Below are 24,235 nucleotides of genomic sequence, written 5' to 3'. Positions count from 1 at the left end.
GCTAATTCCTTGGCTGCCCTTTTCAACGTAGCCAGTCTCAGCGCATTCGCCCAGGTGCGGCGAATGATTAAACCGTAACAGAATTGATCAGGTTCATTCGTCCGAACGATTTTCTCAAACGTGATCTAGAAACAGCTGACAGCTAGATCACTGTCAGCCGTACATTTACCTACATGTCTTGCCGACGCTGCTGATAAACCCAGTCAACAATGTCGCCTTCTGGCGAATAGCCACTCACCATCTCCCGCAGCGACTGACGGACCCGAGCAAAGTCATCGACCGCCAATGCCTGGAGGAGCTGATTCAATTGCTCTTTAAGCTGCCCCCACTGCAGAAAGTCTTCGCTGGCCGTCATGATCATCGGATGAGACGTGGGTGAAACGTTATCGCCGATCAATAACTCCTCATACAACTTTTCACCCGGCCGCAGACCGGTGAACTCAATGGCAATGTCGCCATGAGGATTGCTTTCGGAGCGGACAGTCAGTCCGGAAAGATGAACCATCTTTTCAGCCAGCGCGGCAATCTTGACCGGTTCGCCCATATCCAGCACGAACACATCGCCGCCCTGCCCCATGGAGCCGGCCTGAATCACCAACTGAGCAGCCTCGGGAATGGTCATGAAGTAACGGGTGATCTTAGGGTGCGTGACCGTCAGCGGCCCACCCGTCTTGATTTGGTGATGGAACAGCGGAATGACCGAGCCAGAAGAGCCGAGCACATTGCCGAAACGTACCATGGTGAAACGTGTTTTATTGACCCTGGCGACATTCGCACCATCACCGTAGAACACCGGTGCGACTTCTTTGCTCAGCGCCTGCAAGATCATTTCGGCCAAACGCTTGGTGCTACCCATGACGTTGGTTGGACGAACAGCCTTGTCAGTGGAAATGAGGACGAAGTTTTCCACATTGGCCTGCAGCGCAGCCTGGGCGGTGTTAAGGGTCCCCATCACATTGTTGGCGACGCCTTCGGAGATGTTGTGCTCGACCATGGGCACATGTTTGTAGGCCGCCGCGTGATACACCGTATCGACTTTCCACGTGCTCATGGTATCGAACAGGTGCTTGTAGTGACGTATCGATCCGAGGAACGGCACCAGGCGTACCGGCAGCGCCTGGCGAGTGATGCGTTGTTCGAGTTCACTGTGAATGCTGTAGAGATTGAACTCGCTGTGCTCGAACAACAGCAGGCACTTGGGTTCGAGCATCAGGATCTGCCGGCACAACTCAGAGCCGATCGAGCCACCCGCGCCGGTCACCATCACCACCTTCCCGCTGATGCAACGAGCGAGCAGATCGGGTTGCGCAGGCACTGCGTCACGCCCCAACAGGTCGGCGATATCGACTTCCTGGATGTCATCCACTTTAACCGCGCCACGCGCCAGGTCCACGACGCTTGGGACACTGCGTACGTGCACAGGGTACTGTTCCAGTGCGCTGAGCACTTCTCGGCGCCGGGAGCGACTTGCCGAGGGAATCGCCAGCAACACCTCTTCGGCGGAAGTGACGTTGAGCATGCGCTCGATATCAGAGCCTTTGAACACCTGCAAGCCGGAAATCGTCCGATCGGTCAAGGACTCGTCGTCATCGATGAATGCCACCGGCTGCATCGTACGCCCCATGCGCAGCGCTGCAAGGAGCTGGTTGCCAGCAGCGCCGGCGCCATAGATCGCGACTTTGGGCAAGCCATTGTCACGACGGGCAAAGGGTACATGTTGCCGAGCGGCATACCAGTCGCCGAGGAAATACTGACGCATCAGCAAGCGCCCGCCACCGATCATCAGCAAGCTCAACCACCAATAGTTGAAAATGATCGACCGTGGAACCACCACGGTGTGGTTTCCATACCAATACACGACCAATGCCAACAACAGCGACGACAGGCTCACTGCCTTGAAGATGGTGATCAGGGCATCGTTACCGAAATAACGCATCACCGCACGGTACATCCCGAACCGGATGAAGATCGGGATGGTGACGATGGAGGCAGCGACAAACAGCCACCAATGCGTTACCACAGGATTGACCAGCTCATCCAACCCCATGCGAACGACGAAAGCCAACCACAGTGCCAACCACACTACAACCAAGTCCGCGGTGACCTGTATCGCGCGCTTGTGTTTACGCGGCAGTGAAACCATCCGCTTTCTCAGTCTATCCATATGCATCTCTAATTCCTCTGCTCGGGCATTTCCGAGACGGCTGCGGCCTTGGCTGCAGCCCCCTGATGGAAGGCCTGCGCTTGAATGTTAACCCGGCATACCCGATCTGAACTTGATGGCCAGCAGTACCAGGGGCAGGTAGGCAATGACCAGTGCCACCCCGCCATCGAGCCAGCCCGAGACGGCCATGCACGCCAACGGAAAGAGCCAGAGCACGTTGATCAAGAGTACCGCCATCGTGACAGGCTTGTGGCTGCCCAACTGCCGGGAGGCGTGTTGGTAGGCATGGCTGCGGTGGGCTTCGTAGACTTTTTCGCCCCGCAGCAGGCGGCGAATCAGCGTTACGGTGGCATCGACGACGAAGACCCCGAGCAAGATCAACCAGCCTGCGAAGAGTGCCGAGTCCACCCAGGCGGCCTGGAGCGACAGAATGGCCAATGCTACACCCAGGAACCCGCTACCGGCATCGCCCATGAAGATGCGCGCCGGCGGGAAGTTCCAGAACAGGAAACCTGCCACCGCACAGGCCAATGCCAACGCCGCATAGGACTGCTCGAAATGATGGCTGATCACATAGAGGACAACGCCCCCCAGGCACACACAGATCGCCTCGACGCTGGCCAAACCATCGATGCCGTCCATGAAGTTGTACAGGTTGAGCAACCAGACAAAGTAGAACAGCGCCAGTACATAGCCGAACCAACCGAAATCGATGTCCAGACCGAAGGCATGCAGAGGCGGAATTCCGCCCAGGCAGAACAGCGCCCAGGCGCTGCCCAGGAAGTGCCCCAGCAGCCGCCAGCGAGCGGCGACGTGGCCGTGATCGTCCAGGAAACCCAGCAGCGCAATCATTGAACCAGTACCCACCAGCGCCCAGATCAAGTTGCCCGGCAGCAACGACTGGCTGGCGAACACAGGCAGTGACAAGAGGAACGCGACGACGATCGCCACGCCCCCGCCACGCGGCGTGGGCACGCTGTGGGAACTCCGCTCATTGGGAATATCGATGATGCTGCGAGCCAGTGCGTAACGGCGCAATCCGCCGGTCATCACCAGGGCAACCAGCAGTACTGCAGGAAACAACGTCCAAAGAATCATTGAGGCTAGCGTTCCGATTCAAGATATGCGTGGGCTGTAAGTTTCAACGCCTGGTCGACGCTCAGAGGAGGCGTCCATTCGAGCAAGCGTTTGGTCTTGATGATGTCGACCTGAAGCGAGTCGCACAGTCGAGCTGCGATACCGGGACGACGCACCAGAGACGCTGCGGTCTTGATCAAACCGGCAGGCACGGGCAACAGCTTGGCACTGACGCCCAGTGCAGTACTGGTTTTCTTCAGTAACTCAGTGGTCGAAAGGTCTTGGTCATCGCTGGCCAAAAACACCTGTCCGGCAGCTGCGGGATGGATGAGGCACACACGAATCAAATCCACCAGATTGTCCAGGGCGACCATGCTGCGTTTGTTCTTGATCGCCCCGAGAGGCAACGGGATCCCGGCTTTCAGCCACTTCATCATGGATTGGAAGTTGGCTTTCACATGCGGGCCGTACACCAGCACCGGGCGAACGATGACCACTTCCATGCCCGTGGACTGTGCGAGCGCCAGCAGGGCCCGCTCAGCTTCGAGTTTGGAAACACCATAGGGATCCACTGGCGTTGGCACTTCGTCCGCGGTGTAGGGCGCTCTATGATTGGTCGTTTCGCCATTGACCTTGATGGAGCTGAGGAAGACGAATCGCTTGACTCCGTCTTGAGCGGCTCGTCGCGCTAGCGCCAGCGTCCCTTCGACATTGATCTTGCGATAGTCGCTGAGCGGGTCGGTCGACTGATCGTTCATGACATGCACGCGTGCAGCGCAATGAACCACATAATCGATACCCTGCAGCGATGCCTGGAAATCGCTTTCTTCAAGCGATGGCATCATGAATGCGTGCACCCCTTGCGCCAACGCGGGGGGTGTCTTGCGAACACCCGCCAACACGCGTAAAGCAGGATCACGCGCCAGGGTCGAAACCACACGGGAACCCACGAACCCCGTAGCGCCTGTCACCAGCACTTGTCGTTGCATCAGGCCTGACTCCTCAATGTGCTGTAGATTTCCATATGCTTGCCAACGACCTGCTGGATGGCGAAGGTCTGCTCCGCGAACGCTCGGCCCGCCAAGCCCATCGACCGACGCAGCGCTGCGTCCTCGACCAGACGTTGAATCGCATCGGCCAACGACTGGGAATCACGCACAGGCACCAGCAAGCCCGTGACATCGGCCACGATGGCGTCACGGCAACCTGGGACGTTGGTGGTCACCACCGCTCTGCCACAGGCAGCGGCTTCGATCAAAACTTTTGGCAAACCTTCTCGATACGAGGGCAGCACGACGATGTTCGACGCCCTGAATACGTTGGCGATATCGGATCGATACCCCAGACACTGGATCAAGTCGCCCGCAGCCCACGTCTGCAACTGGGCCGGATCGATACTGGTCGGGTTGCCAGGATCTGGATCACCCACCAGCTGGAATACGGCCTCGACACCACGTCCACGCAGGACTTGCGCCGCCTCGACGAACTCCAGGACACCTTTGTCCTTGAGCAGCCTGGCGGCCAGGGTCACCACCACAGGCCCTGCCGGCTCCTCATCGCATTGGTACAGGTCGAGGTCCACGCCCGACCCTTTGATCAGGACGCTCTTTTGCGCCGTGACTGCGCCCAGATCGATGAGTGCCTGCTGGTCATCGGGGTTCTGGAACACCACGCGCACGTTACGCTTGCCCAGCGCCAGTCGATACAGTGTCGACACCACACCCCTGATCAAAGCCGCCTTTCTACCCTGTTTCATGAAGATGAAACCCAGTCCCGAGATAGCCGCCAGCACGCCCTTGACCGGAGACAGACGCGCTGCAATGCCGCCATACAGCACCGGCTTGATCGTGACCAGATGAAGCACATCAGGGCGCACGCTCCAGCACAATTTCACGATATTGACCAGGCTGAGCAACTCCCCGAGCGGATTCTTGCCGCTACGGGTGATCTTCAGTTCGTGGAATGTGAAGCCGAGCGACTGGATCTTGGCCACGGACGGGCCGGCTTGAGTGGCCACGTGAACGTCGTAGCCTTCGTTTCTGGCCCCTTCGGCGATCGGAAGGCGATGCGACAGAAAGAAAGCCGCGTCATTCACGATCATTAATAAAATCGGCTTCATAATTTATTGTTTATCCATCAACACGTGGTCCTTTGCGCCCGCGACCTTTATTGACCACGGGCAAGGCGCAACCACTTTTCAGTGGTCGACCAGCGAAAGGAGATACTGCCCATAGCTGTTCTTGCTGAGCGACACACCGATCCGCCGAACATCGTCCGCGCTCAGCCAACCATTGTGATACGCAATTTCTTCAAGACAGGCGATCTTGTTGCCCTGGCGCTTTTCGATGGTTTCGACGAAATGTCCAGCTTCTAGCAGGCTTTCGTGGGTACCGGTGTCCAGCCAGGCAAACCCGCGCCCCAGCAACTCCACATGCAAGTCCCCACGCTCCAGGTAAGCCTGGTTGATGCTGGTGATCTCCAGCTCGCCGCGTGCAGAGGGCTTTACCTGCTTTGCCATTTCGACGACATCGTTGTCATAGAAATACAGGCCGGTCACCGCATAGTTTGACTTGGGATGCGCTGGCTTCTCTTCGATCGAAACAGCCCGTTTGTCGCTGTTGAACTCCACGACACCGAAGCGCTCGGGATCCTTTACCTTGTAACCGAAAACGGTAGCCCCTGAGGTCCGACCGGTCGCTCTCTGCAGAACCGGCGTGAAGCCCTGGCCATAAAAGATGTTGTCACCCAGGATCAAGCACACCGAATCGGAACCGATGAACGATTCGCCAATGATGAACGCTTGTGCCAACCCGTCCGGCGAAGGCTGCTCAGCATAGGTCAGGTTGATACCCAGGTCGCTACCGTCACCCAGCAGCCGACGGTAACCGCCAATGTCATCAGGGGTACTGATGAGCAGAATATCCCGGATGCCGGCCAGCATGAGTACCGACAGCGGATAGTAGATCATCGGCTTGTCGTAAATGGGCAGCAACTGCTTGGACACACCCTTGGTGATCGGATAGAGCCGAGTGCCCGATCCGCCCGCCAACACAATTCCCTTCATACCGATGTTCCTTCAGAAACTTGTGCGCCCAGGCGCTCACGTTGATAGCTGCCGTCCTGAACCCGCTGGCACCACTGCAGATTGTCCAGATACCAGGAGACCGTCTTGCGAATACCGGATTCGAAGGTTTCCTGGGGCTTCCAGCCCAGATCCGCTTCGATCTTGGACGCATCGATGGCGTAGCGCAGGTCGTGGCCTGGGCGGTCGGCGACATGTTTGATCAAGTCGGCATAGCGAGCGATGCCCGACACAGCAGGGTTCTTGTCGACCGGTCGCAGTTCGTCGAGCAGGCTGCAGATGGCGTGCACCACATCCAGGTTGCGGCGCTCGTTGTGTCCACCGATGTTGTAGGTCTGCCCTACGCCACCCTGGGTGACGACGGTATACAACGCGCGCGCATGATCATCCACGTACAACCAGTCACGCACCTGGGCGCCGCTGCCATACACCGGAAGCGCCTTGCCCTCCAAGGCATTGAGGATCATCAGCGGGATGAGTTTCTCGGGGAAATGGAACGGGCCGTAATTGTTGGAGCAGTTGGTCACCACGACCGGCAAGCCGTAGGTGCGATGCCAGGCCCGGACCAGGTGGTCGGAGCTGGCCTTGCTGGCAGAGTACGGCGAGCTAGGCGCGTACGGCGTCTGTTCGGTGAACAGATCGGTCGGGCCTTCCAGGTCACCGTAGACTTCGTCAGTGGAGATGTGGTGGAACTTGAAACGCGCTTTGCCCTCTGCGCTCAACCCCGACCAGTAGGCACGCGCCGCCTCGAGAAGCGTGTAGGTACCGACGATGTTGGTCTGGATGAAATCAGAAGGGCCATCGATCGAGCGGTCCACGTGGGATTCGGCCGCCAGGTGCATGATGACATCCGGCTGATGCCGGGCCAGCACCTGATCCACAGCCGCACGGTCACAAATGTCGACCTGCTCGAAGCGATAGCGGTCATTACCCGAAATCGCGTCGAGGGACTCGAGATTGCCCGCGTAGGTCAGCTTGTCGAGGTTGACGACGCTGTCCTCGGTGTGTTCGATCACATGGCGTACCACCGCAGATCCGATAAAGCCTGCGCCGCCGGTCACCAGAATTTTCATTTTCACGCATCATCCTTCTTCAAACCCACGAGGCGGTGGGGTGCTGAACTGAGCACGCCCAACCCTGCTCGTTGGCCATCCATCATTTTAGAAAACGAACATACCAAGGCATGGCTTTGGCGATACCGTCCGCAATGTCGAAACCTGGGTCGTAGCCCAACAGCGTCCGAGCCTTGCCGATATCGGCCTGCGAATGCCGGACATCCCCCGCCCGGAAGTCGCGATAGACCGGATCGTGGGGATACTGGATGTCGTTGGCTGCCAGCGCATCACGCAGCGCCGCGAACAACTGGTTCAGGCTCGTGCGTCCACTGACGGCAACGTTATAGACCTGATTCGTGGCCTCTTCCCGATCGGTGGTAGCGGCCAGCAGGTTGGCCTGCACGGTGTTTTCGATGAAGCAGAAATCCCGGCTGGTTTCACCGTCGCCGTTGATGTAGACCGGCTCGCCCTCGATCATCGCCGCCGCCCACTTGGGAATGACGGCCGCATAGGCGCCGTTGGGATCCTGGCGCTTGCCGAAGACGTTGAAATAACGCAAGCCGACGGTCTTGAAACCATAGGTCCGGGCGAATACGTCGGCATAGATTTCGTTGACCAGCTTGGTCACGGCATAAGGGGACAGCGGCTTGCCGATCACGTCCTCGACCTTGGGCAACCCGGGATGGTCACCATAGGTGGAACTGCTCGCGGCATACACGAAGCTCTTGACGCCTTCGTCTCGCGCGGCCACCAACATGTTCAGGAAACCATCGATGTTGGTGCCGTTGGTGGTGATCGGATCGTTGATCGAACGCGGCACCGAACCCAGGGCCGCCTGGTGAAGCACATGATCCACGCCCACACAGGCCTTGGCGCAATCCTCGAGCTTGCGAATGTCACCTTCGATGAATCTGAAGGCAGCCCATTGCTCGGCGCTCACCGAACCTTGCACTTCGTCCAGATTGCGCTGATGGCCGGTGGCAAAGTTGTCGAGGCCGACAACGCGCTGGCCGAGTTTGAGCAGCGTTTCCAGCAGGTTGGAGCCGATGAAGCCCGCCACGCCCGTGACCAGCCAGGTCCGCGGCGTTTTCGGCAAGGATTCGATGAGTTGTTCATATGCAGTCATATAGCGTCACCACTTCGAGGGGATCGGGGAGGTCATGACCTCCCCCTGTTTACAGGCGCAGGTCCGAGGAGGTGGCTGGCAGCAGGTACTTGAGGTCGTACAGCACGTGCGCGTCCTTGCCCAAGGCGCGGAGCTGGCTTTCGCCCATTGCCTTGAACTGCTGGTGAGCCACGGCCAGCACGATGCCGTCGTACGCAGCAGCGTCCGGAGCAGCGACCGGCGTGATGCCGTATTCGTGCTGCGCCTCTTCAGCGCTGACCCATGGATCGAAGACGTCGACCTGGATGTTGTATTCCTGCAGCTCGGTGACGATATCGACGATCTTGGTGTTGCGCAGGTCCGGGCAGTTTTCCTTGAAGGTCAGGCCCATGATCAGAACGCGAGCGCCGTCCACATGGATGCGACGCTTGACCATCGCCTTCACCAGTTGCGAAGCGACATAGGCGGCCATGCCATCGTTCAGGCGGCGACCGGCGAGAATGATCTCGGGGTGATAGCCGATGCTTTGTGCCTTGTGCGTCAGGTAGTAAGGGTCGACACCAATGCAGTGCCCACCGACAAGACCCGGACGGAACGGCAGGAAGTTCCACTTGGTACCCGCAGCCTGGAGCACCGCTTCGGTATCGATCCCCAGCTTGTTGAAGATCAGCGCCAATTCATTGATCAGGGCGATATTCAGATCCCGCTGGGTATTCTCGATAACCTTGGCAGCCTCGGCGACCTTGATGCTGCTCGCCTTGTGGGTGCCGGCGATGATAATTTCCCGGTACAGCGAGTCGACCAGTTCAGCCACTTCTTCATTGGAGCCGGAAGTGACTTTCTTGATGGTCGCTACACGGTGTTCTTTATCGCCTGGGTTGATCCGCTCAGGGCTGTAACCGGCGTAGAAGTCTTTGTTGAAGACCAGGCCCGATACCCGCTCCAACACCGGCACGCAATCCTCTTCGGTCGCACCAGGGTAGACAGTGGATTCGTAGATGACGATATCGCCGGCCTTCAGAATCGAACCGATGGTTTCGGAGGCCTTGATCAGCGGGGTCAGGTCAGGCTGGTTGTACGCGTCGATCGGCGTGGGCACGGTAACGATAAAGACGTTACAGCTTTTCAATTCATCGACTTGAGTGGTGAAACGCAGCCCTGAAGCTTCGGCAAGCTCCTCATCGCTGACTTCAAGCGTGGAATCGGTACCTTTGGCAAGCGCTTCGATACGCGGCCGACTAATATCGAAGCCAACCACCGAGCGCTTTTTACCAAACTCGACCGCCAGTGGCAGACCGACGTAGCCAAGGCCGATAACAGCCAGCTTAATATTCTCTAGAGAAAACATGCCTTATCCCAAGTAATGTCACGGAAAAAAACTGTATGGAACAGGCTCCGTCACTCCCCTGCTTCCATTCGGGTTGGCGACCCATCAGCCGCCGCCTCCCTGAGTGATTCTGATATACGCCTGTGATCGCAACCGCGCCGGTGACATGACTGCGCCTTCGCGTGTGTTGCGCGAGCGCGATATCCCACGTCGTCAGGTATCACTGGGCGTGCATTCTACCCCATACCTGCTGCCTTCCCTAGACGTGAATACCCCCGGCCACACCAACAATCGCGCATTGGCCCTTCAGTTGTAACTGGGGTCAATACATGAATGAGGTGGATCATCCATGGCAGGTGGCCATATGACAGACGCCAGCGCAGGACGTTCTATGGACCACACGATATCTCATCAACCCGATACGACTGGGTTGAAGATCGCCGTCGCCAATACGATCCGCGCTTTCAGCGTCGATGACGAACCTGCTAACCTTGCCTGATTTCGCCCAGCCGCACGACTTAACATCGACATCATTGTGATTCTGGGCAACCAGACTACCGACCCGCCGGCCCAGAGTCTTGTTCGCTGAGTCATGCACGTGCTGGACACAGGATTTACCGATCAGGGAAGGGAGCGCACGTTGTTCGATGTCCAAGAATTCCGACTGGGCACTTCGGTGCCCGCTTAAGCATCGAATCCTCCAGCCCACGGCCCAGCCGCGCTGTTATTGATTCTCCAAGCACGGCCTCGATACAGCGCTCTCATCTACCCAATACTTGACCTTGACGCGATTACTCTTATGTGTGGACTTGCAGGACATTTCAATCTGACAGGACAGTCGTCCGAAGCAGCGCTGCTTCTGGAAAGCAAACGGATGGCGGACACCATCGTTCATCGCGGCCCGGACGATGAGGGGCTGTGGGTCGATCCGGTCGTCGGCCTGGGTCTCGCCCATCGACGTTTGGCCATCGTCGACCTCTCGCCGGCCGGGCATCAACCGATGCCCTCGGAATCCGGGCGCTTCGTCATGGCGTTCAATGGCGAGATCTACAATCACCTGGAGCTGCGCCAGCGCCTGGAAAGCGAGGGCAGAACGGCCTCCTGGCGCGGCCACTCCGACACCGAGACGCTGCTGGCCGGCTTCGAGACCTGGGGCATCGAGGCGACACTGAAAGCGGCCATCGGCATGTTTGCCATCGCGCTGTGGGACACGCACGATCGCCAACTGATCCTGGCGCGAGATCGGCTCGGCGAAAAGCCGCTGTACTACGGCTGCCAGCAAGGTCAAGGCAACACCGTGTTCCTGTTTGGCTCGGAGCTCAAGGCACTGCGAGCTCACTCGGCCTTTGCGGCCGCCATCAGCAGACCCGCATTGGCGCTGTACGTGCGCCACAACTACATTCCCGCCCCTCACTCCATTTACGAAAACATCTACAAACTGCAGCCTGGCTGCCTGCTGAGGATTTCGCCCGAGCATCCTGAGCCTGTCATCACCGAGTACTGGTCTGCTGCCAGCGTCATGGCCGAGGGCACTTCGCAACGGCAGCGCAGCCTCGCACCAGAAGAGGCGGTCGAGCAGTTGGAGACACTGCTCAAGTCCGCAGTCTCTTTGCAGATGATGGCTGACGTTCCGCTGGGCGCTTTCCTTTCAGGCGGCATCGACTCATCGACGATCGTTGCCTTGATGCAGTCCCAGTCGTCCCGGCCGATCAGTACCTTTACCATCGGCTTCCACGAGAAGGGCTACAACGAGGCAGAGCACGCCAAGGCTGTCGCGAAACACCTCGGAACGCAACACACCGAACTCTACGTAACACCGGAACAAGCCATGGCAGTTATTCCTCAACTGCCGACCATGTACGACGAGCCCTTCTCCGATTCGTCGCAGATCCCCACCTATCTCGTCTCGCAACTGGCCCGCCAGCATGTGACCGTTTCGCTGTCGGGCGACGCAGGGGATGAGTTGTTCAGCGGGTATCGGCGCTACAACGTCACAGCGAATACCTGGGGCAAGATTTCCAAACTGCCACAACCTGTGAGAACCGCGCTTTCACGCTCGATCACCGCGCTCTCCCCGGCTACCTGGAGCCGCTTGGCTGGCTGGCTACCCGGCTCGAGCCCACGCATCGGCGATCACTTGCACAAAGGTGCTGGCGTACTCAACTCAACTTCCGTGGAAGCTCTTTATTACGGCCTGGTGTCTCAGTGGTCGGATCCTGCGTACATCGTCATAGGCGGCGCGGAACCCGCTACGATTTTGACTGGCGCAATGCCGGACCTGAGCAGTCTCGAGCCCGTGGAGAGAATGATGGCCCTGGACTTGCTCACCTATCTTCCTGACGACATCTTGGCCAAAGTCGATCGGGCATCGATGGCCACATCGCTCGAGTCTCGTGTCCCCATGCTGGACCACCGCGTAGTGGAATTTGCCTGGCAACTGCCGCATGCCTTGAAGCAACGGGACGGGGTCGGCAAGTGGATACTTCGCCAAGTCTTGTATCGCCACGTTCCGCAAGAACTGATCGATCGCCCCAAGATGGGCTTCGGCATTCCAATCGACGAATGGCTACGCGGCCCACTTCGCGATTGGGCGCAGGCATTGCTTGACGAACAACGATTGCGCAAGGAAGGGTACTTCCACCACGGACCCATTCAGCAAAAATGGCAAGAACATCTGAGCGGGGCGAAAAACTGGGCCTACCATCTTTGGAACATCCTGATGTTCCAGGCGTGGCTTGAGGAAAACCATCCGGCGGGTTGACGCTTGATCGCTGTCCTTGCGCAGACAGTTCGAACACAGCCAAGACAAGGGCAATCTCGTGTAAACGAGATTGCCCGCAAGTCAGATTGAACTACTACTCATAAGGCAGGCGGACTGGCGCTCTGTCGTAAGTGGTAGCCCGACTAAGGCGCACCAAGACGCAGCGAGCCAAGTAGAATGCCTGTATCGGATACAGCATCCAGACGTACAAGCCGAATCGATCATTGTAGGCAACGTCGAACGTCAGAATGTGAACGATGCCAAAGTAAGCCGACATCTTGAACAACATCATCATGCGCCGATCGGTAAAACCCACAGCCTTCATGCACAAAAGGAAGAAGATCGAACAGGATGAGAACAGCCAGAAACTCAGCCTGAAGCCTGTTTGGTAATCAATGGCTGAGGTATCACCATAATTGATTGATACGCCCATCGCGGCCAGCTGGTCAAATAGCAATGTTGCCAAGGATTTGAAAATCCCGAACACCGAGCATGCCGACACCAAGATCCAAACCAGCAGCAACAGTGAGACAGGTAATTTGGCAGTTGTCCGCCTGAAAAACACCCACGGCAGAAGGATGACCGTTGATTTGTGAAACACCAAGGACACCAACGCCAGCAGGCGAGGCCGCCATTTCTGCCCACCTAACAGCCTGGAGATAGCCAGCAGCACGAGTGCCATTGCCAGCCCCTGACGAATGACGTTGGCTGTCAGAGAAAGAAAAAACGGGTAGATCAGGATGCAGGCGAACACCATGACTGTCATTGATGAGCGAATGCCGAACACTCGTACAGCGAGACGGTGATAACTCAAACTCAGCAGCAGCGGCACCACAAAGAATAAAACGCGCAGATCCAATCCCATTTCGGACAGGAAGAGCGTGATTACTGCGAAGCCGGGCTCGAAGATTGCGAACGGATGCCCCGTTCCATTGACAACCGTCTCGTAGAAATCCAAGTAGACAGACGTATCACCCTCGATTTCGGCAGGCCGAGTACTAATGAACCACGAGGCCAGCAGCGTAACCAGCAAGATGAGAAACGCTTCGAAAAAGGCGACCAAATGATAATTAGGTATATTTCTCAGGCGAAACTTCACCGCCGCGAAAGTCAATAACAGCGTAAGCACCACAAAGAAAACGTCGTCATACAACGTCAGATAAAGCATAACCGATACCTTTGTGACTTACCGTACTCTATCCTTGGGTCCTACCGTCTTACGAACACGTACCGTTTCCAGAAACTTTGACAGCCTAAAGTACCCGACATGCCTGATAGCGAACATCAGTGATGTCCGGAACACTGACTTGGTCGATCGCGCCATGGCCAACAGGGTAACCAGGAAGTTGGCATAAAGATCAGTTCGCAGCTCATTATGTTTTTCGAAATACTGGGCGATGTCGCCAAAATAAATTGAATACGCTTTTTTTCTACCCGCCACCGTCGACAAGTAGGAACCATTACCAGGATTGCAGCGGTACATGACCAACGGCTTGTTGATGTAAACGCCGCGCCCCCCGCGAATCAACGAGTCCATGGCAAAGAACCACTCCATGAACTCCCGGTCGATGCTCGCCTGACGAGAGGATCGGCGGTAGGCGTAGGAGCTGTGCACACAGGTCGCGCCCCAGCGAGCCAGTTCAGACAATGTAAAGAATGTGTGATAAGGCGCTTGCTCTCCTGGGTACACCGTCATCGACTGGTAGCTCCGATCATCGGAGAAGTAGATGGCTTTGTGGAACACGATGTTGACGTCTGAATGCTCGACAAACAGGTCGTATTGTTCCTGCAACTTCCCAGGCATCATCACATCGTCACCATCGAAATGGAAAACGACATCACCTTTGGCCATGGCATGAACACCATGATAGTTGAGTGCTGCGCCGACATTTTTTTCGCGCAAAAGCAGTGTGAGTCGTCCAGGGTGGGCATCCGCATAGCGACGAATAACGGCCTGAGTATTATCTGGCGAGCAATCATCGGAAACGATGATTTCGCAAGGAAAGTTAATCTCTTGATTGAGGATGCTATCGAGACATTCTTCGATGTACTCTTCCTGCCTGTAACAAGAAACAACGACAGTTGCTGTCAGCATCGAGCGGTCCTTCTTGAATAAATATAAAAGCCCGTGACAGAGCTCAAAAAGTAAATGACATTCATCACGACATGGGCAATGAACACGCCTTGCAGCCCCCAACCTTGATGCAGTGCGAGCACACTTAAGGAGCAGAACAGCAGACCTTGGCCTATCTCCACCATCACATACAGGCGCGTGGCTGCTTTCGCTACCACGACGAAACCGATCACATAGGTCGAAATACGTAAAAAGTCACCAATCAACTGGTACTGTATATAGCTCGTGAGCCCAGAAAATTCTTGTGAGAGCAAAAGCGGAATGAAAAACCCCCGCATCAAGTAAAGCACCGACGCACCTACGAAAAACAGGCCCATCACCAAAAGCATGAACTTACGTACGGTGTTCGCTACCCGCTGTCGATCTTGCTCAGCAGAGACGATCGGCATGAAGTAAGCCGCCAGGAACACGACAAAGAAGCCCATGTACGCACTGGACAGCTTGATGGAGGCTTGCCATAACCCGGCAGCCTCAAGGCCAACACTGTCAGTCAAGGACTGTCGAACGACGATCTCTACGACCGGCACGCTCAGGGCGCCTACAATCGCCATCAACGTGAAGCTGCACAACTTGCGCATGCGTGGCCATTCGAATGTGCGCCATCGAATGGTAGGGCGAAGTCTTGAGCGAGCGTAAAAGTACAGGGCTGGCAACGTGTAAGAAAGGTAAAACGTCAACATGGCCAGCGCTGCACCCGCTAGCCCATATTGGCGGGTCAGCCACCAAGCGATCGGCAACGTGATCGAGTTACCGATAATCTGAATGGAGGCATACACCTTGGTTTTGTGCAAACCATTAGCTGTGCCATTCACAAGATTGCTGAAGGCAAATCCAAATTGGGCCAACCCCATGACTACGATCAGCCATTGAAATTTCTCATCACCCATTAGAAATCGAGCCAAGGGCGCTTGAAAAACAATTGCGATCAGCACGATTACGCTGCAAAACATCAATGAATAGTATCGTGCATCAGCCAAGAAACGCAGCAACTCTCGCGGACGAGCTTTGTATTCAGCCACGTACTTGATGACCCCGTTCTGGATTCCTCCACCCGCCAAAAGCGACAAGAACAATACGGCACTCATGAAATTGCCCAACTGGCCCATGCCCTCAACACCGAGGTAAACCGCTACCAGCTTGAGCAGAAGGAAACCGACGCCGATCTTGGACAATTGAGCAAGGGTAGTCAGAGCCGCACTCAACAACAACCCGCTGCGCGCGACTCTTCTCATCTTGAGATCACCACTTGACTCACCGGGCATCGATCGCGTCAATGACCGCCTGGATCACTTCATCCACTTCTTCTGTCGTCATGGCCAACCACAAGGGCAGACGGAACAGGCGCTCACTTTCTCGGGTGGTATGCACATCTTCCCCATGCAAACGGCCCAAGCTGCGGCCCGCCGGCGCCGAATGAAGCGGGATGTAATGGAATACTGCTCCGACGCCTCGGGCGCGCAGCATTTCAAGTATCTGCGTACGTTGCTCAAGCCCGGAGGCTTTGAGATAGAACATATGCCCATTGGCCACACAGTCACCCGGCAACTGCGGCAACTCAATCAGGCCCCGCTCAGCATAAGGCGTCAGCGCCAAATAGTAGCGGTTCCAGATGGAAAGACGTGCTTGGTTTATTTCATCTGCCTTCTCTAGCTGACCGTAGAGATAAGCGGCCTGCAATTCACTGGGCAGATAACTGCTGCCCACATCGATCCAGGTATATTTATCTACCATGCCGCGGAAAAACTGAGACCGGTTGGTCCCCTTCTCTCGAATGATTTCGGCGCGACTGACGAACTGCGGATCGTTGATCAACAGCAATCCACCCTCACCGCCACTTGTATAGTTCTTGGTTTCGTGGAAGCTGAAAGCACCCATATGGCCAATCGTGCCGAGCGGCCTACCTTTGTATGTCGACATCATGCCTTGGGCGGCATCTTCGACGACGAGTAGCCCATGACGCCCAGCGATTGCCATGATGGTGTCCATTTCACACGCCACGCCAGCGTAGTGAACAGGAACGATTGCGCGTGTGCGTTCAGTGATTGCCGATTCGATCAAGGCTTCGTCAATATTCATCGTATCGGGCCGCACATCGACGAATACGATTGTCGCTCCGCGCAGCACGAAAGCGTTCGCCGTACTGACGAAGGTATAGCTCGGCATGATAACTTCATCGCCAGGCTGGATATCCAACAGGATGGCAGCCATTTCCAAGGCTTGCGTACATGAAGGTGTCAGCAAGGTCTTGTTGCAGGAAAAGCGTTCTTCGAACCATTTTTGGCAGCGGTGCCCATAGGCACCGTCGCCGGAAATCTTGTCACTGCGCATGGCGGCTAGCACATGGACATCTTCGTTACCCGTGTAGGGCGGTTTGTTGAATGGAATCATTTTTCAAACTCTTCGATGAACTGTTTTTCCAGATTGAGCAAATCACGGCTACGCTCTTTCAAACGTACCGCTGGCGCACCGGCGTAAATACCCCACGCCTCGGTGGATCGAGTAACAAGGGCCATTGCTCCGATAGCGCACCCCTCAGCGATATCGACACCCGGCATGATCACCGCGCCCGCGCCGACGATGACTTGCCGGTGAAGATGAACGGCCGCGAACTTCTCGTTCTTGAACTGCTTGGGGATATTCGAATTGACCAGCGTTTGACCGCTGTAATCATCAGACTGCGAAAACACCTTCACGCCATACGCCAAGGTGCAAAAGTCGTCCAGCACAATGCCCGGAACGCCTCCCGCCACCAAGCACATAGGCGTGACATGGATAAAACGGCCAAAACGGATTTTTCCGGAGATGACGCAAAAATCATCAATCCTGAGATCATCGCCCAGCTCCATCTGCTCTGGGTTGTAAATAGCCGCTTTATCGCTGATCCTTACATTCCTGCCCAGCTTCTTGAAACCCATCGCTCGAAGCTGTTCCTCGGTGAGGTAAGCCATTCAATGATATCCCTGTGTACTTGACCTGATACTCGATCTGCTACCGAAAACAGCAATTTTTCTTATCGCAGGCATCTGCCATGGCCTGCCTGGATGACGTAGCCAGCACGCATCTGCCCCAAGACTCTAGCTACCTACCCTCTGAAAGGAGCGCTATCGGATGGAGCAGGCAGTATAACGTCGACGCCCGTGTGGTAAAGCTGGCTGCAGGCGCTCCGTCGTAGAGAGTGGCAAGCCTAATGCAACCCAGCTTCGCACTAGCGATGTCATGCGTCGGTTACAAGAACACCATTTCGACGCCCGAGTTCATCCGGCAATACGGGAGAGGGTGTAGCCGTCACGTGCAGCGTCTGCGCTTGCCGAGGCGGGTTACTCATTGCAGCTCGCATCAATACGGCAACCACACCGATCAGCAAACCAATGATCAGACCAACGCCAACCCAAATACCTTTACGTGGCTTGATCGGTTTGTTGGACGCGACCGCACGCTGGTCAACACTGACAAGACTCAAACCCTGCAGCTTTGTATCAATGGCCTGCAGGCGCGCGCGCTCAACTCTCAACGCCTCGATTCCCTCAAGAAATGCCTGGTCATTTCCACGACTCTTGATCGCCTCAACACTGCGGTTGTTAGAAAGCAGAATGAGCTCTTTGCGTATCTGACCAATTCTTGGTTCGACGAAGTCGTCTGAGGTTCGCTTACGCAGCGCAGCACGCTCAGCTAAAAGCACATCGGTACCCATGAAGTACAAGGGTGCCGGTCGACCGTTCACCTCGGTATTGATGATATTGCCATTCCCTGCCGTCTCTTCTGCCATCCTCGACGGCGTCGAAGGCTTTTTCAGACCCAGACTGGTGGCAATGGCGATGGCCTCATCCAACTCAGCCAAACGCGCTTCACGCTGCAATTTCAACTGAACACGCAGAGCCTTTAGCTCGTCATTGAGCTGCGCACGCTTCACGGCGTCGTCTTCTTCAAGACGCGCAATTCGCCCCTCGTTACCTGCACGATATTCAGATAATGCGGAGTCAAGCTTCGCATTGACTTCAACCAAGCGGTTGGCCAGGATAATCTGCATATCTCTTGACAACTGTAGGCGTTCGCGCTCTACGGCGTAGTCTACAAAGTCGTTCAGGACAGCGGCACCGTCGACGGTCTTCTCATAACGCATCTTCAACGCGATGAACTCGCTAAGAAGATCCGCTTTCTTGGCATCTGCGACCGCCAGAGTCAGCGCTGTATTGTTGAATTCCTGGAAGGCTTGCTCAGTGCTTTGCCCCTCATCACGATAGGCCGCAATCAGGTCAGGTCTCGAACGGAAAAAAGCCAAGCGAGCATCGTACGAGTCCAGTCGCGCTCCTACTCTTTTCAACGCCTCGCTTGGCGGCAGCGTGTAGATTTTCGAGCGATTCAAGGCGTCCAGCTGATTGAGCTCTACAGGTCGTAATGTCGTCGAGACCTCGTACACAGGGGGAACGATAAAAGCCAACGCCAAGCCGACTAACGCGCAAGCACCAGCGACAGCGATAATAAGCAAACGCCTGCGCCAAAGGGTACGAAAAATAGCAGCAAGGTCTATTTCGCTGGAGGCCGACGCATACGCACCGCGGGAATCGATATTCACTGTGTTTTGCCTGCAAGGTATTAGTGTCATCACCCCGAGGCAGGCCAGGCCGGTAAGCGCTTCGTGCGGCTTTCTCCAGCTATCCGTGCCGTCGGCGAGGGACGCGCATTGTTACACCTTACGCCCGCCGCAACAATGACTTCGAGATAGCATCGACTAGCACATTTCAGCCAGCCCGAAATTTGCGCCTCACCCACAGATCACGGCCTACCGCCACGCAAGCACCGAGGCCAACACCCAGCAGAGTCGCGATCAACATGATAATGGCCTTGCGCGGCTTCACAGGTTTATCCGGCGGCGATACCGCACCATCCTGCTGGTACATGGCAACCAGGGAAGGGTCTATCTTCAGCTTGCGTAGAAAACTGAGTTTTTCTTGCCGCTCGCGCAAACCAGGAATATAGGGGTCGTTGGAAGCCCGCGACTCCAGATTGGCAATCTCTGCCTCTAGGGCCTTGCTACCGCGCATGTATACAAGAGCGCCGCCCATCCCAGCCGAGACCTCGTTGGATAGCGTATTGGATATCAACGGCGGTTTTTCCAGACCTATCGAATGCGCGATACGCAATGCCTCCTTGAGCTGGGCGATTTGGTCGGAGCGCTGATTACTCGCACTGGCACGCGAAGCACGAATTTGCTGCTCGAGGTTATCGGCCATGATCGAAATATCGCTGCGCGTTCCGCTAAGCAACTCGTTTTTTGCCCTTTCTGCGGCCATCTCGGCGTAGGTCGACACCCATATAGCAGCCAACCGCGGATCTTCGACACCGGCAGTGATCACGTAGCGATCCGGCATATCGCTGCCCGCTTGCGCGATTACAAGCTTGGTGTTGAACTCGGCATACAATGCATCCCGAGACCCCTCGCGCTCGCGCTGGGTCAGGGTCGGCAAATACGTCTTACGGAAGAACTTGTCGCGCACAGCCTCAGACTGCAGGGCGCTCAGATAAATGCTATACACATCCTTCGCACTCAAGGGTCGAAGCCCCGTGCTCTCCCCACGCCCAAAGTTGAGCTGTGCAATTTCGTCCTGTGTTGGGGCACGAATATACAGCTTCGCTTCATAGACTGGAGAGGCAAGCAGCACGTAAGCCAGTGCTAAGACAATGATAGGGACCGCGACAATTGCGACCCAGAGTTTTTGCCGCCACACGCCCTGCGCAAGCTCAACCAGATCAATCTCATCACCACCAGGAAGCTCGCTTTCATTGCGCATCTATTCTTTTTTTCCTTCGTTCATCTGATTTAATCAGCACAGGAGTCATGCTTGGACACCCGTCCAGCCTGAACGCCCTACAATCAAGCGTAGCGGCTGTTTTTCGCTTTGCTACACACTCGAACTCACTTCGCAGCAATCGGCAATAGAGTGAACCAAGCCTAGGAAGTTCCTGATTTTCTTGCAGAACATCACAGAAATTTTGACAGCACTCGCCAGCCTACACCTACATCGCCAGCAAGGCATGGTTTTGACATTGAGCGCACACGCCCGGCAAGGGAAAATGGGAATCGACCAAGACAACAGGGGCAGGGATTGCACCAGGGCTACTAGAGAGTGTTCTCTATCGACCCGCCCCGGAGAACAGAAGCCTTAGCACTGCGCTTGGAGCGTTGAGCTTAAACGACCAAGACACCGCCAAACTACGAAGAAGCTTCGGGCACGCCAGTAGGATTTTTCCGATCAACATTGAGTGGGGCCTGTCGAGCGGAGGGCCTCGCCTCCCGCTTGCGGCGACGAATTGAGAAGATCGCCAGAAAAGGCCCTATGGCCATACCCACAACAAGCGCACCAATCACAGGCACGGCAACAGGCATGGAGGGCGCTGCCCAGCCAAATAGCACCAATGAGACCATCTGCTGATTCTCCAGCACGAAGAACAGCACCAATGCGACCAATACAACGACAAGGGATATCAGCAAGGCACGCTTGAGACTACGCATTGAAAAGCTTCCTCATCGACTAAGAATGCATCGAATCTTCTTCATTGACCCGATCACGCAGCTCTTTGCCTGGCTTGAAGTGCGGCACGAACTTACCTTCGAGCTCCACCGACTGCCCAGTCTTGGGATTTCGTCCCACGCGTGGCGCACGATAGTGGAGAGAAAAACTCCCGAAGCCACGAATCTCGATGCGATCGCCCGTTGCCAGACATTGTGACATCTGCTCGAGCATGGTCTTGATGGCCAACTCCACGTCCTTGGACGAGAGCAGCCCCTGATGGGTGACTATACGTTCGATCAGCTCGGACTTCGTCATGTTTTTCCCTTCGTTATCAAGCAGCTAGATCGTTGCCTAACCAGTTTGTAGCACGCTCCGAAAGATTTGAACAGCATAGGGTCTTGACTTGACGAAAAAAACAAATCCCTTTCGCAAAAAAATGCGTCCGCGCGCAGTCGACGCAAAAAACCGATAGAGGCCGCACAAAGATTTGTAGGATTTGACATAATCGCGAGTAGGACGCATCCGCTTTGCATTGTCGCAAAAGTGGATTGCTACGACATTTCTTGCTTGTGCGTCGAACTCATCAGGATTGTTTTATGCGGATACCCTTCCCTTACCTCACCTTTGCGACCCTATTACTCACCGCAGGCGCGAGCGCTCAGGTAGCGGCCGCACAAGTCCACTCGTGGCAGAACGAGCCATCGGAGTTCCTAGGCGTTCCTTTTTTTGGTGATTTCAAGTCCCAGTTGCCGGAATGCATGGACACCACTGCTCGCCAACCCAATCTGTGCTGGAATCAGACACCCGAGCCAGAACGCTACGAGATTCGCGGACTGCCCTACATTCCAATCAGCTCTGGATACCAACTTTTCGCCGACCTGAAGGATGGCTCGATTGGCCAGCTCACGCTGACCGGTAACGCCAGTAGTTTAGAGCTGGTTTCCGACTTTCTGGCCGATACCCTGGGAAAATCTGGTTCGAGCCTGAGCCGTCGAGTGCAACTCAGCACCGGCGCATCTTATGAGATGAAAACCATCACCTGGCAGGGCAAGCGAATTGCAGTTCACTTCCAGCGCAACGAGAGCGATCTGAGCCGTTACACAGTGGTGTTCACACCCACGGCATCCGACCTCAAGACCCTTGAGACCAGCCCGTCAGTTGACGAGGAATCTGGTACGTAGGTCACCGCACACTCTCGATCAGGGTAGTGAGATCCGCGCGCATGTTTCGCACAAAAATTGACAAAAAAAGGGCGACCCGAGGGTCGCCCTTTTCTTACCGATCAAACAGAACTCAGTTCTGCTTGGCCATTGCTTCGCGCAGCAGCGCAGCCATGGTGGTATCGGCAGCAGCTTCCGGAGCGGTGTTTTTCAGGCTCTGGATAGCTTCGCGCTCTTCAGCATCGTCCTTCGATTTGATGGACAGGCTGATGACGCGGGACTTGCGGTCGACGCTGATGATCTTGGCTTCGATCTCTTCGCCTTCCTTCAGCACGTTACGCGCATCTTCAACGCGGTCACGGCTGATTTCGGAAGCCTTCAGAGTCGCTTCGATGTCATCGGCCAGGGTGACGATGGCGCCTTTGGCGTCAACTTCCTTCACGACGCCCTTGACGATTGCACCCTTGTCGTTGACAGCAACGAAGTTGGAGAACGGATCGTCTTCCAGCTGCTTGATACCCAGGGAGATGCGCTCGCGCTCTGGGTCAACCGACAGGATGACGGTTTCCAGTTCGTCGCCCTTCTTGAAACGACGTACGGCTTCTTCGCCGGTTTCGTTCCAGGAGATGTCGGACAGGTGAACCAGACCGTCGATGCCGCCGTCCAGACCAATGAAGATACCGAAGTCGGTGATCGACTTGATGGTACCGGTGATCTTGTCACCCTTGTTGAACTGGCCGGAGAAGTCTTCCCATGGGTTGGATTTGCACTGCTTGATACCCAGGGAGATACGACGACGCTCTTCGTCGATGTCCAGAACCATGACTTCCACTTCGTCGCCAACCTGAACGACTTTCGACGGGTGGATGTTCTTGTTGGTCCAGTCCATTTCGGAAACGTGTACCAGACCTTCAACGCCCTCTTCCAGCTCAGCGAAGCAGCCGTAGTCGGTCAGGTTGGTGACACGCGCTTGTACGCGAGTACCTTCTGGATAACGGGCAGTGATAGCGACCCACGGATCTTCGCCCATTTGCTTCAGACCCAGCGAAACGCGGTTACGCTCACGGTCGAACTTCAGAACGCGCACGTCGACTTCGTCGCCAACGTTAACGATTTCCGATGGGTGCTTGATGCGCTTCCACGCCATGTCGGTGATGTGCAGCAGGCCGTCGATGCCACCCAGGTCCACGAATGCGCCGTAGTCGGTGAGGTTCTTGACGATACCTTTGACTTGCTGGCCTTCCTGCAGGGTTTCCAGCAGGGCTTCGCGCTCGGCGGAGTTCTCGGCTTCCAGCACGCTGCGACGCGAAACGACAACGTTGTTGCGCTTCTGGTCCAGCTTGATGACCTTGAATTCCAGCTCTTTGCCTTCCAGGTGGGTGGTGTCGCGCACTGGGCGGACATCAACCAGGGAGCCCGGCAGGAACGCACGGATGCCGTTAACGTCGACAGTGAAGCCGCCTTTAACCTTACCGTTGATAACGCCCTTGACCACTTCTTCGGCGGCGAAAGCTGCTTCCAGAACAATCCAGCACTCAGCGCGCTTGGCTTTTTCACGGGACAGCTTGGTTTCGCCAAAGCCGTCTTCGACCGCGTCCAGCGCAACGTGCACTTCGTCACCGACCTTGATGGTCAGCTCGCCAGCTTCGTTGTAGAACTGCTCGAGCGGGATGACGCCCTCGGATTTCAGACCGGCATGTACGGTAACCCAGTCGCCGTCGATGTCGACAACGATACCGGTGATGATGGCACCCGGCTGAAGATTGAGGGTTTTCAGGCTTTCTTCAAAGAGTTCTGCAAAGCTTTCGCTCATTTTAATTCCTGTAGATTCGGGCGAAACAGACGCCCATCGCCACAT

At 56.0% G+C, this 24,235-nt stretch carries 20 protein-coding genes; 2 read left to right on the top strand and 18 right to left on the bottom strand.

What is annotated here, in order from left to right:
- Positions 1–169: 169 nt before the first annotated feature.
- The 8 genes from Q7C30_RS17760 to tviB form a co-directional block, all read right to left on the bottom strand.
- Positions 170–2,164, bottom strand: coding sequence for a nucleoside-diphosphate sugar epimerase/dehydratase (locus tag Q7C30_RS17760; RefSeq protein WP_029613733.1), 1,995 nt, complete (start codon positions 2,162–2,164; stop codon positions 170–172).
- 87 nt (positions 2,165–2,251) lie between these two features.
- Positions 2,252–3,262, bottom strand: coding sequence for a glycosyltransferase family 4 protein (locus Q7C30_RS17755; RefSeq protein WP_317872270.1), 1,011 nt, complete (start codon positions 3,260–3,262; stop codon positions 2,252–2,254).
- 5 nt (positions 3,263–3,267) lie between these two features.
- Positions 3,268–4,230, bottom strand: coding sequence for an SDR family oxidoreductase (locus Q7C30_RS17750; protein ID WP_317872269.1), 963 nt, complete (start codon positions 4,228–4,230; stop codon positions 3,268–3,270).
- Complete coding sequence (locus tag Q7C30_RS17745; RefSeq protein ID WP_317872268.1) at positions 4,230–5,360, bottom strand: glycosyltransferase family 4 protein; 1,131 nt, start codon at positions 5,358–5,360, stop codon at positions 4,230–4,232. The genes Q7C30_RS17750 and Q7C30_RS17745 overlap by 1 nt, the downstream gene beginning before the upstream one ends.
- 78 nt (positions 5,361–5,438) lie before the next feature.
- Entirely contained in the window at positions 5,439–6,305 is an 867-nt protein-coding gene (gene rfbA, locus Q7C30_RS17740) for a glucose-1-phosphate thymidylyltransferase RfbA (RefSeq protein WP_029613730.1), read from the bottom strand.
- Entirely contained in the window at positions 6,302–7,396 is a 1,095-nt protein-coding gene (gene rfbB, locus Q7C30_RS17735; protein WP_039579234.1) for a dTDP-glucose 4,6-dehydratase, read from the bottom strand. The genes rfbA and rfbB overlap by 4 nt, the downstream gene beginning before the upstream one ends.
- Positions 7,397–7,478: 82 nt before the next feature.
- Positions 7,479–8,504 (bottom strand): NAD-dependent epimerase/dehydratase family protein, encoded by a 1,026-nt coding sequence (locus Q7C30_RS17730; protein WP_039579236.1) that lies wholly within the window; start codon positions 8,502–8,504, stop codon positions 7,479–7,481.
- 49 nt (positions 8,505–8,553) lie between these two features.
- Positions 8,554–9,831, bottom strand: coding sequence for a Vi polysaccharide biosynthesis UDP-N-acetylglucosamine C-6 dehydrogenase TviB (tviB, locus tag Q7C30_RS17725; RefSeq protein WP_029613727.1), 1,278 nt, complete (start codon positions 9,829–9,831; stop codon positions 8,554–8,556).
- Positions 9,832–10,609: 778 nt separating this feature from the next.
- Here tviB and asnB point away from each other — a divergent pair.
- Positions 10,610–12,571, top strand: a complete 1,962-nt coding sequence (gene asnB, locus Q7C30_RS17720; RefSeq protein WP_317872267.1) for an asparagine synthase (glutamine-hydrolyzing) — start codon at positions 10,610–10,612, stop codon at positions 12,569–12,571.
- A gap of 94 nt (positions 12,572–12,665) precedes the next feature.
- Here the strand turns inward: asnB and Q7C30_RS17715 are convergent, their stop codons facing one another.
- From Q7C30_RS17715 to ihfB, 9 genes are all read right to left on the bottom strand, one after another.
- On the bottom strand, positions 12,666–13,739 hold the full coding sequence (locus Q7C30_RS17715; protein ID WP_039579258.1) for an EpsG family protein: 1,074 nt from the start codon (positions 13,737–13,739) through the stop codon (positions 12,666–12,668).
- An 18-nt stretch (positions 13,740–13,757) separates the two neighbouring features.
- On the bottom strand, positions 13,758–14,666 hold the full coding sequence (locus tag Q7C30_RS17710) for a glycosyltransferase (protein WP_317872266.1): 909 nt from the start codon (positions 14,664–14,666) through the stop codon (positions 13,758–13,760).
- Positions 14,660–15,967: an O-antigen translocase gene (locus Q7C30_RS17705; protein WP_317872265.1), complete on the bottom strand. Its 1,308-nt coding sequence runs from the start codon at positions 15,965–15,967 to the stop codon at positions 14,660–14,662. Before Q7C30_RS17705 ends, Q7C30_RS17710 begins: the two co-directional genes overlap by 7 nt.
- The gene (gene rffA / locus Q7C30_RS17700) at positions 15,957–17,093 is read right to left on the bottom strand and encodes a dTDP-4-amino-4,6-dideoxygalactose transaminase (RefSeq protein ID WP_317872264.1); all 1,137 of its coding nucleotides are present in this window, start codon (positions 17,091–17,093) and stop codon (positions 15,957–15,959) included. The genes Q7C30_RS17705 and rffA overlap by 11 nt, the downstream gene beginning before the upstream one ends.
- Positions 17,090–17,653: an acyltransferase gene (locus Q7C30_RS17695; protein ID WP_029613720.1), complete on the bottom strand. Its 564-nt coding sequence runs from the start codon at positions 17,651–17,653 to the stop codon at positions 17,090–17,092. The genes rffA and Q7C30_RS17695 overlap by 4 nt, the downstream gene beginning before the upstream one ends.
- Positions 17,654–17,919: 266 nt before the next feature.
- On the bottom strand, positions 17,920–19,278 hold the full coding sequence (locus tag Q7C30_RS17690) for a Wzz/FepE/Etk N-terminal domain-containing protein (protein WP_317872263.1): 1,359 nt from the start codon (positions 19,276–19,278) through the stop codon (positions 17,920–17,922).
- Positions 19,279–19,444: 166 nt separating this feature from the next.
- Positions 19,445–20,494 (bottom strand): Wzz/FepE/Etk N-terminal domain-containing protein, encoded by a 1,050-nt coding sequence (locus tag Q7C30_RS17685; RefSeq protein WP_039579265.1) that lies wholly within the window; start codon positions 20,492–20,494, stop codon positions 19,445–19,447.
- A gap of 422 nt (positions 20,495–20,916) precedes the next feature.
- Positions 20,917–21,216: a LapA family protein gene (locus Q7C30_RS17680; RefSeq protein WP_317872262.1), complete on the bottom strand. Its 300-nt coding sequence runs from the start codon at positions 21,214–21,216 to the stop codon at positions 20,917–20,919.
- Between the two features lie 19 nt (positions 21,217–21,235).
- Positions 21,236–21,532 carry an integration host factor subunit beta gene (gene ihfB, locus Q7C30_RS17675; protein WP_029613717.1) on the bottom strand — a complete coding sequence of 99 codons (297 nt, stop codon included), beginning with the start codon at positions 21,530–21,532 and terminating at the stop codon, positions 21,236–21,238.
- A gap of 281 nt (positions 21,533–21,813) precedes the next feature.
- On the opposite strand from ihfB, the gene Q7C30_RS17670 reads away from it, so the two are divergent.
- Positions 21,814–22,398, top strand: a complete 585-nt coding sequence (locus tag Q7C30_RS17670) for a hypothetical protein (RefSeq protein ID WP_317872261.1) — start codon at positions 21,814–21,816, stop codon at positions 22,396–22,398.
- 112 nt (positions 22,399–22,510) lie between these two features.
- On the opposite strand, the gene rpsA is transcribed toward Q7C30_RS17670, so the two are convergent.
- Entirely contained in the window at positions 22,511–24,190 is a 1,680-nt protein-coding gene (rpsA, locus tag Q7C30_RS17665; protein ID WP_029613715.1) for a 30S ribosomal protein S1, read from the bottom strand.
- Positions 24,191–24,235 lie beyond the last annotated feature (45 nt).

This window comes from Pseudomonas sp. RAC1, assembly GCF_030658255.1.
GTDB lineage: Bacteria > Pseudomonadota > Gammaproteobacteria > Pseudomonadales > Pseudomonadaceae > Aquipseudomonas > Aquipseudomonas boreofloridensis.
Note: the sequence above shows the minus strand (reverse complement) of the source record. Positions and strands in the feature narration are given on the sequence as shown.

Bases quoted from the DNA above. Each gene is read 5' to 3' on its own strand.
- ihfB (WP_029613717.1), bottom strand. From the start codon at position 21,532: ATGACGAAGTCCGAGCTGATCGAACGTATAGTCACCCATCAGGGGCTG.
- Q7C30_RS17750 (WP_317872269.1), bottom strand. From the start codon at position 4,230: ATGCAACGACAAGTGCTGGTGACAGGCGCTACGGGGTTCGTGGGTTCC.
- rpsA (WP_029613715.1), bottom strand. From the start codon at position 24,190: ATGAGCGAAAGCTTTGCAGAACTCTTTGAAGAAAGCCTGAAAACCCTC.
- rfbA (WP_029613730.1), bottom strand. From the start codon at position 6,305: ATGAAGGGAATTGTGTTGGCGGGCGGATCGGGCACTCGGCTCTATCCG.
- Q7C30_RS17685 (WP_039579265.1), bottom strand. From the start codon at position 20,494: ATGCGCAATGAAAGCGAGCTTCCTGGTGGTGATGAGATTGATCTGGTT.
- Q7C30_RS17695 (WP_029613720.1), bottom strand. From the start codon at position 17,653: ATGGCTTACCTCACCGAGGAACAGCTTCGAGCGATGGGTTTCAAGAAG.
- Q7C30_RS17760 (WP_029613733.1), bottom strand. From the start codon at position 2,164: ATGGATAGACTGAGAAAGCGGATGGTTTCACTGCCGCGTAAACACAAG.
- Q7C30_RS17670 (WP_317872261.1), top strand. From the start codon at position 21,814: ATGCGGATACCCTTCCCTTACCTCACCTTTGCGACCCTATTACTCACC.
- Q7C30_RS17680 (WP_317872262.1), bottom strand. From the start codon at position 21,216: ATGCGTAGTCTCAAGCGTGCCTTGCTGATATCCCTTGTCGTTGTATTG.
- Q7C30_RS17745 (WP_317872268.1), bottom strand. From the start codon at position 5,360: ATGAAGCCGATTTTATTAATGATCGTGAATGACGCGGCTTTCTTTCTG.
- rfbB (WP_039579234.1), bottom strand. From the start codon at position 7,396: ATGAAAATTCTGGTGACCGGCGGCGCAGGCTTTATCGGATCTGCGGTG.
- rffA (WP_317872264.1), bottom strand. From the start codon at position 17,093: ATGATTCCATTCAACAAACCGCCCTACACGGGTAACGAAGATGTCCAT.
- tviB (WP_029613727.1), bottom strand. From the start codon at position 9,831: ATGTTTTCTCTAGAGAATATTAAGCTGGCTGTTATCGGCCTTGGCTAC.
- Q7C30_RS17755 (WP_317872270.1), bottom strand. From the start codon at position 3,262: ATGATTCTTTGGACGTTGTTTCCTGCAGTACTGCTGGTTGCCCTGGTG.
- Q7C30_RS17705 (WP_317872265.1), bottom strand. From the start codon at position 15,967: ATGCCCGGTGAGTCAAGTGGTGATCTCAAGATGAGAAGAGTCGCGCGC.
- asnB (WP_317872267.1), top strand. From the start codon at position 10,610: ATGTGTGGACTTGCAGGACATTTCAATCTGACAGGACAGTCGTCCGAA.
- Q7C30_RS17710 (WP_317872266.1), bottom strand. From the start codon at position 14,666: ATGCTGACAGCAACTGTCGTTGTTTCTTGTTACAGGCAGGAAGAGTAC.
- Q7C30_RS17730 (WP_039579236.1), bottom strand. From the start codon at position 8,504: ATGACTGCATATGAACAACTCATCGAATCCTTGCCGAAAACGCCGCGG.
- Q7C30_RS17715 (WP_039579258.1), bottom strand. From the start codon at position 13,739: ATGCTTTATCTGACGTTGTATGACGACGTTTTCTTTGTGGTGCTTACG.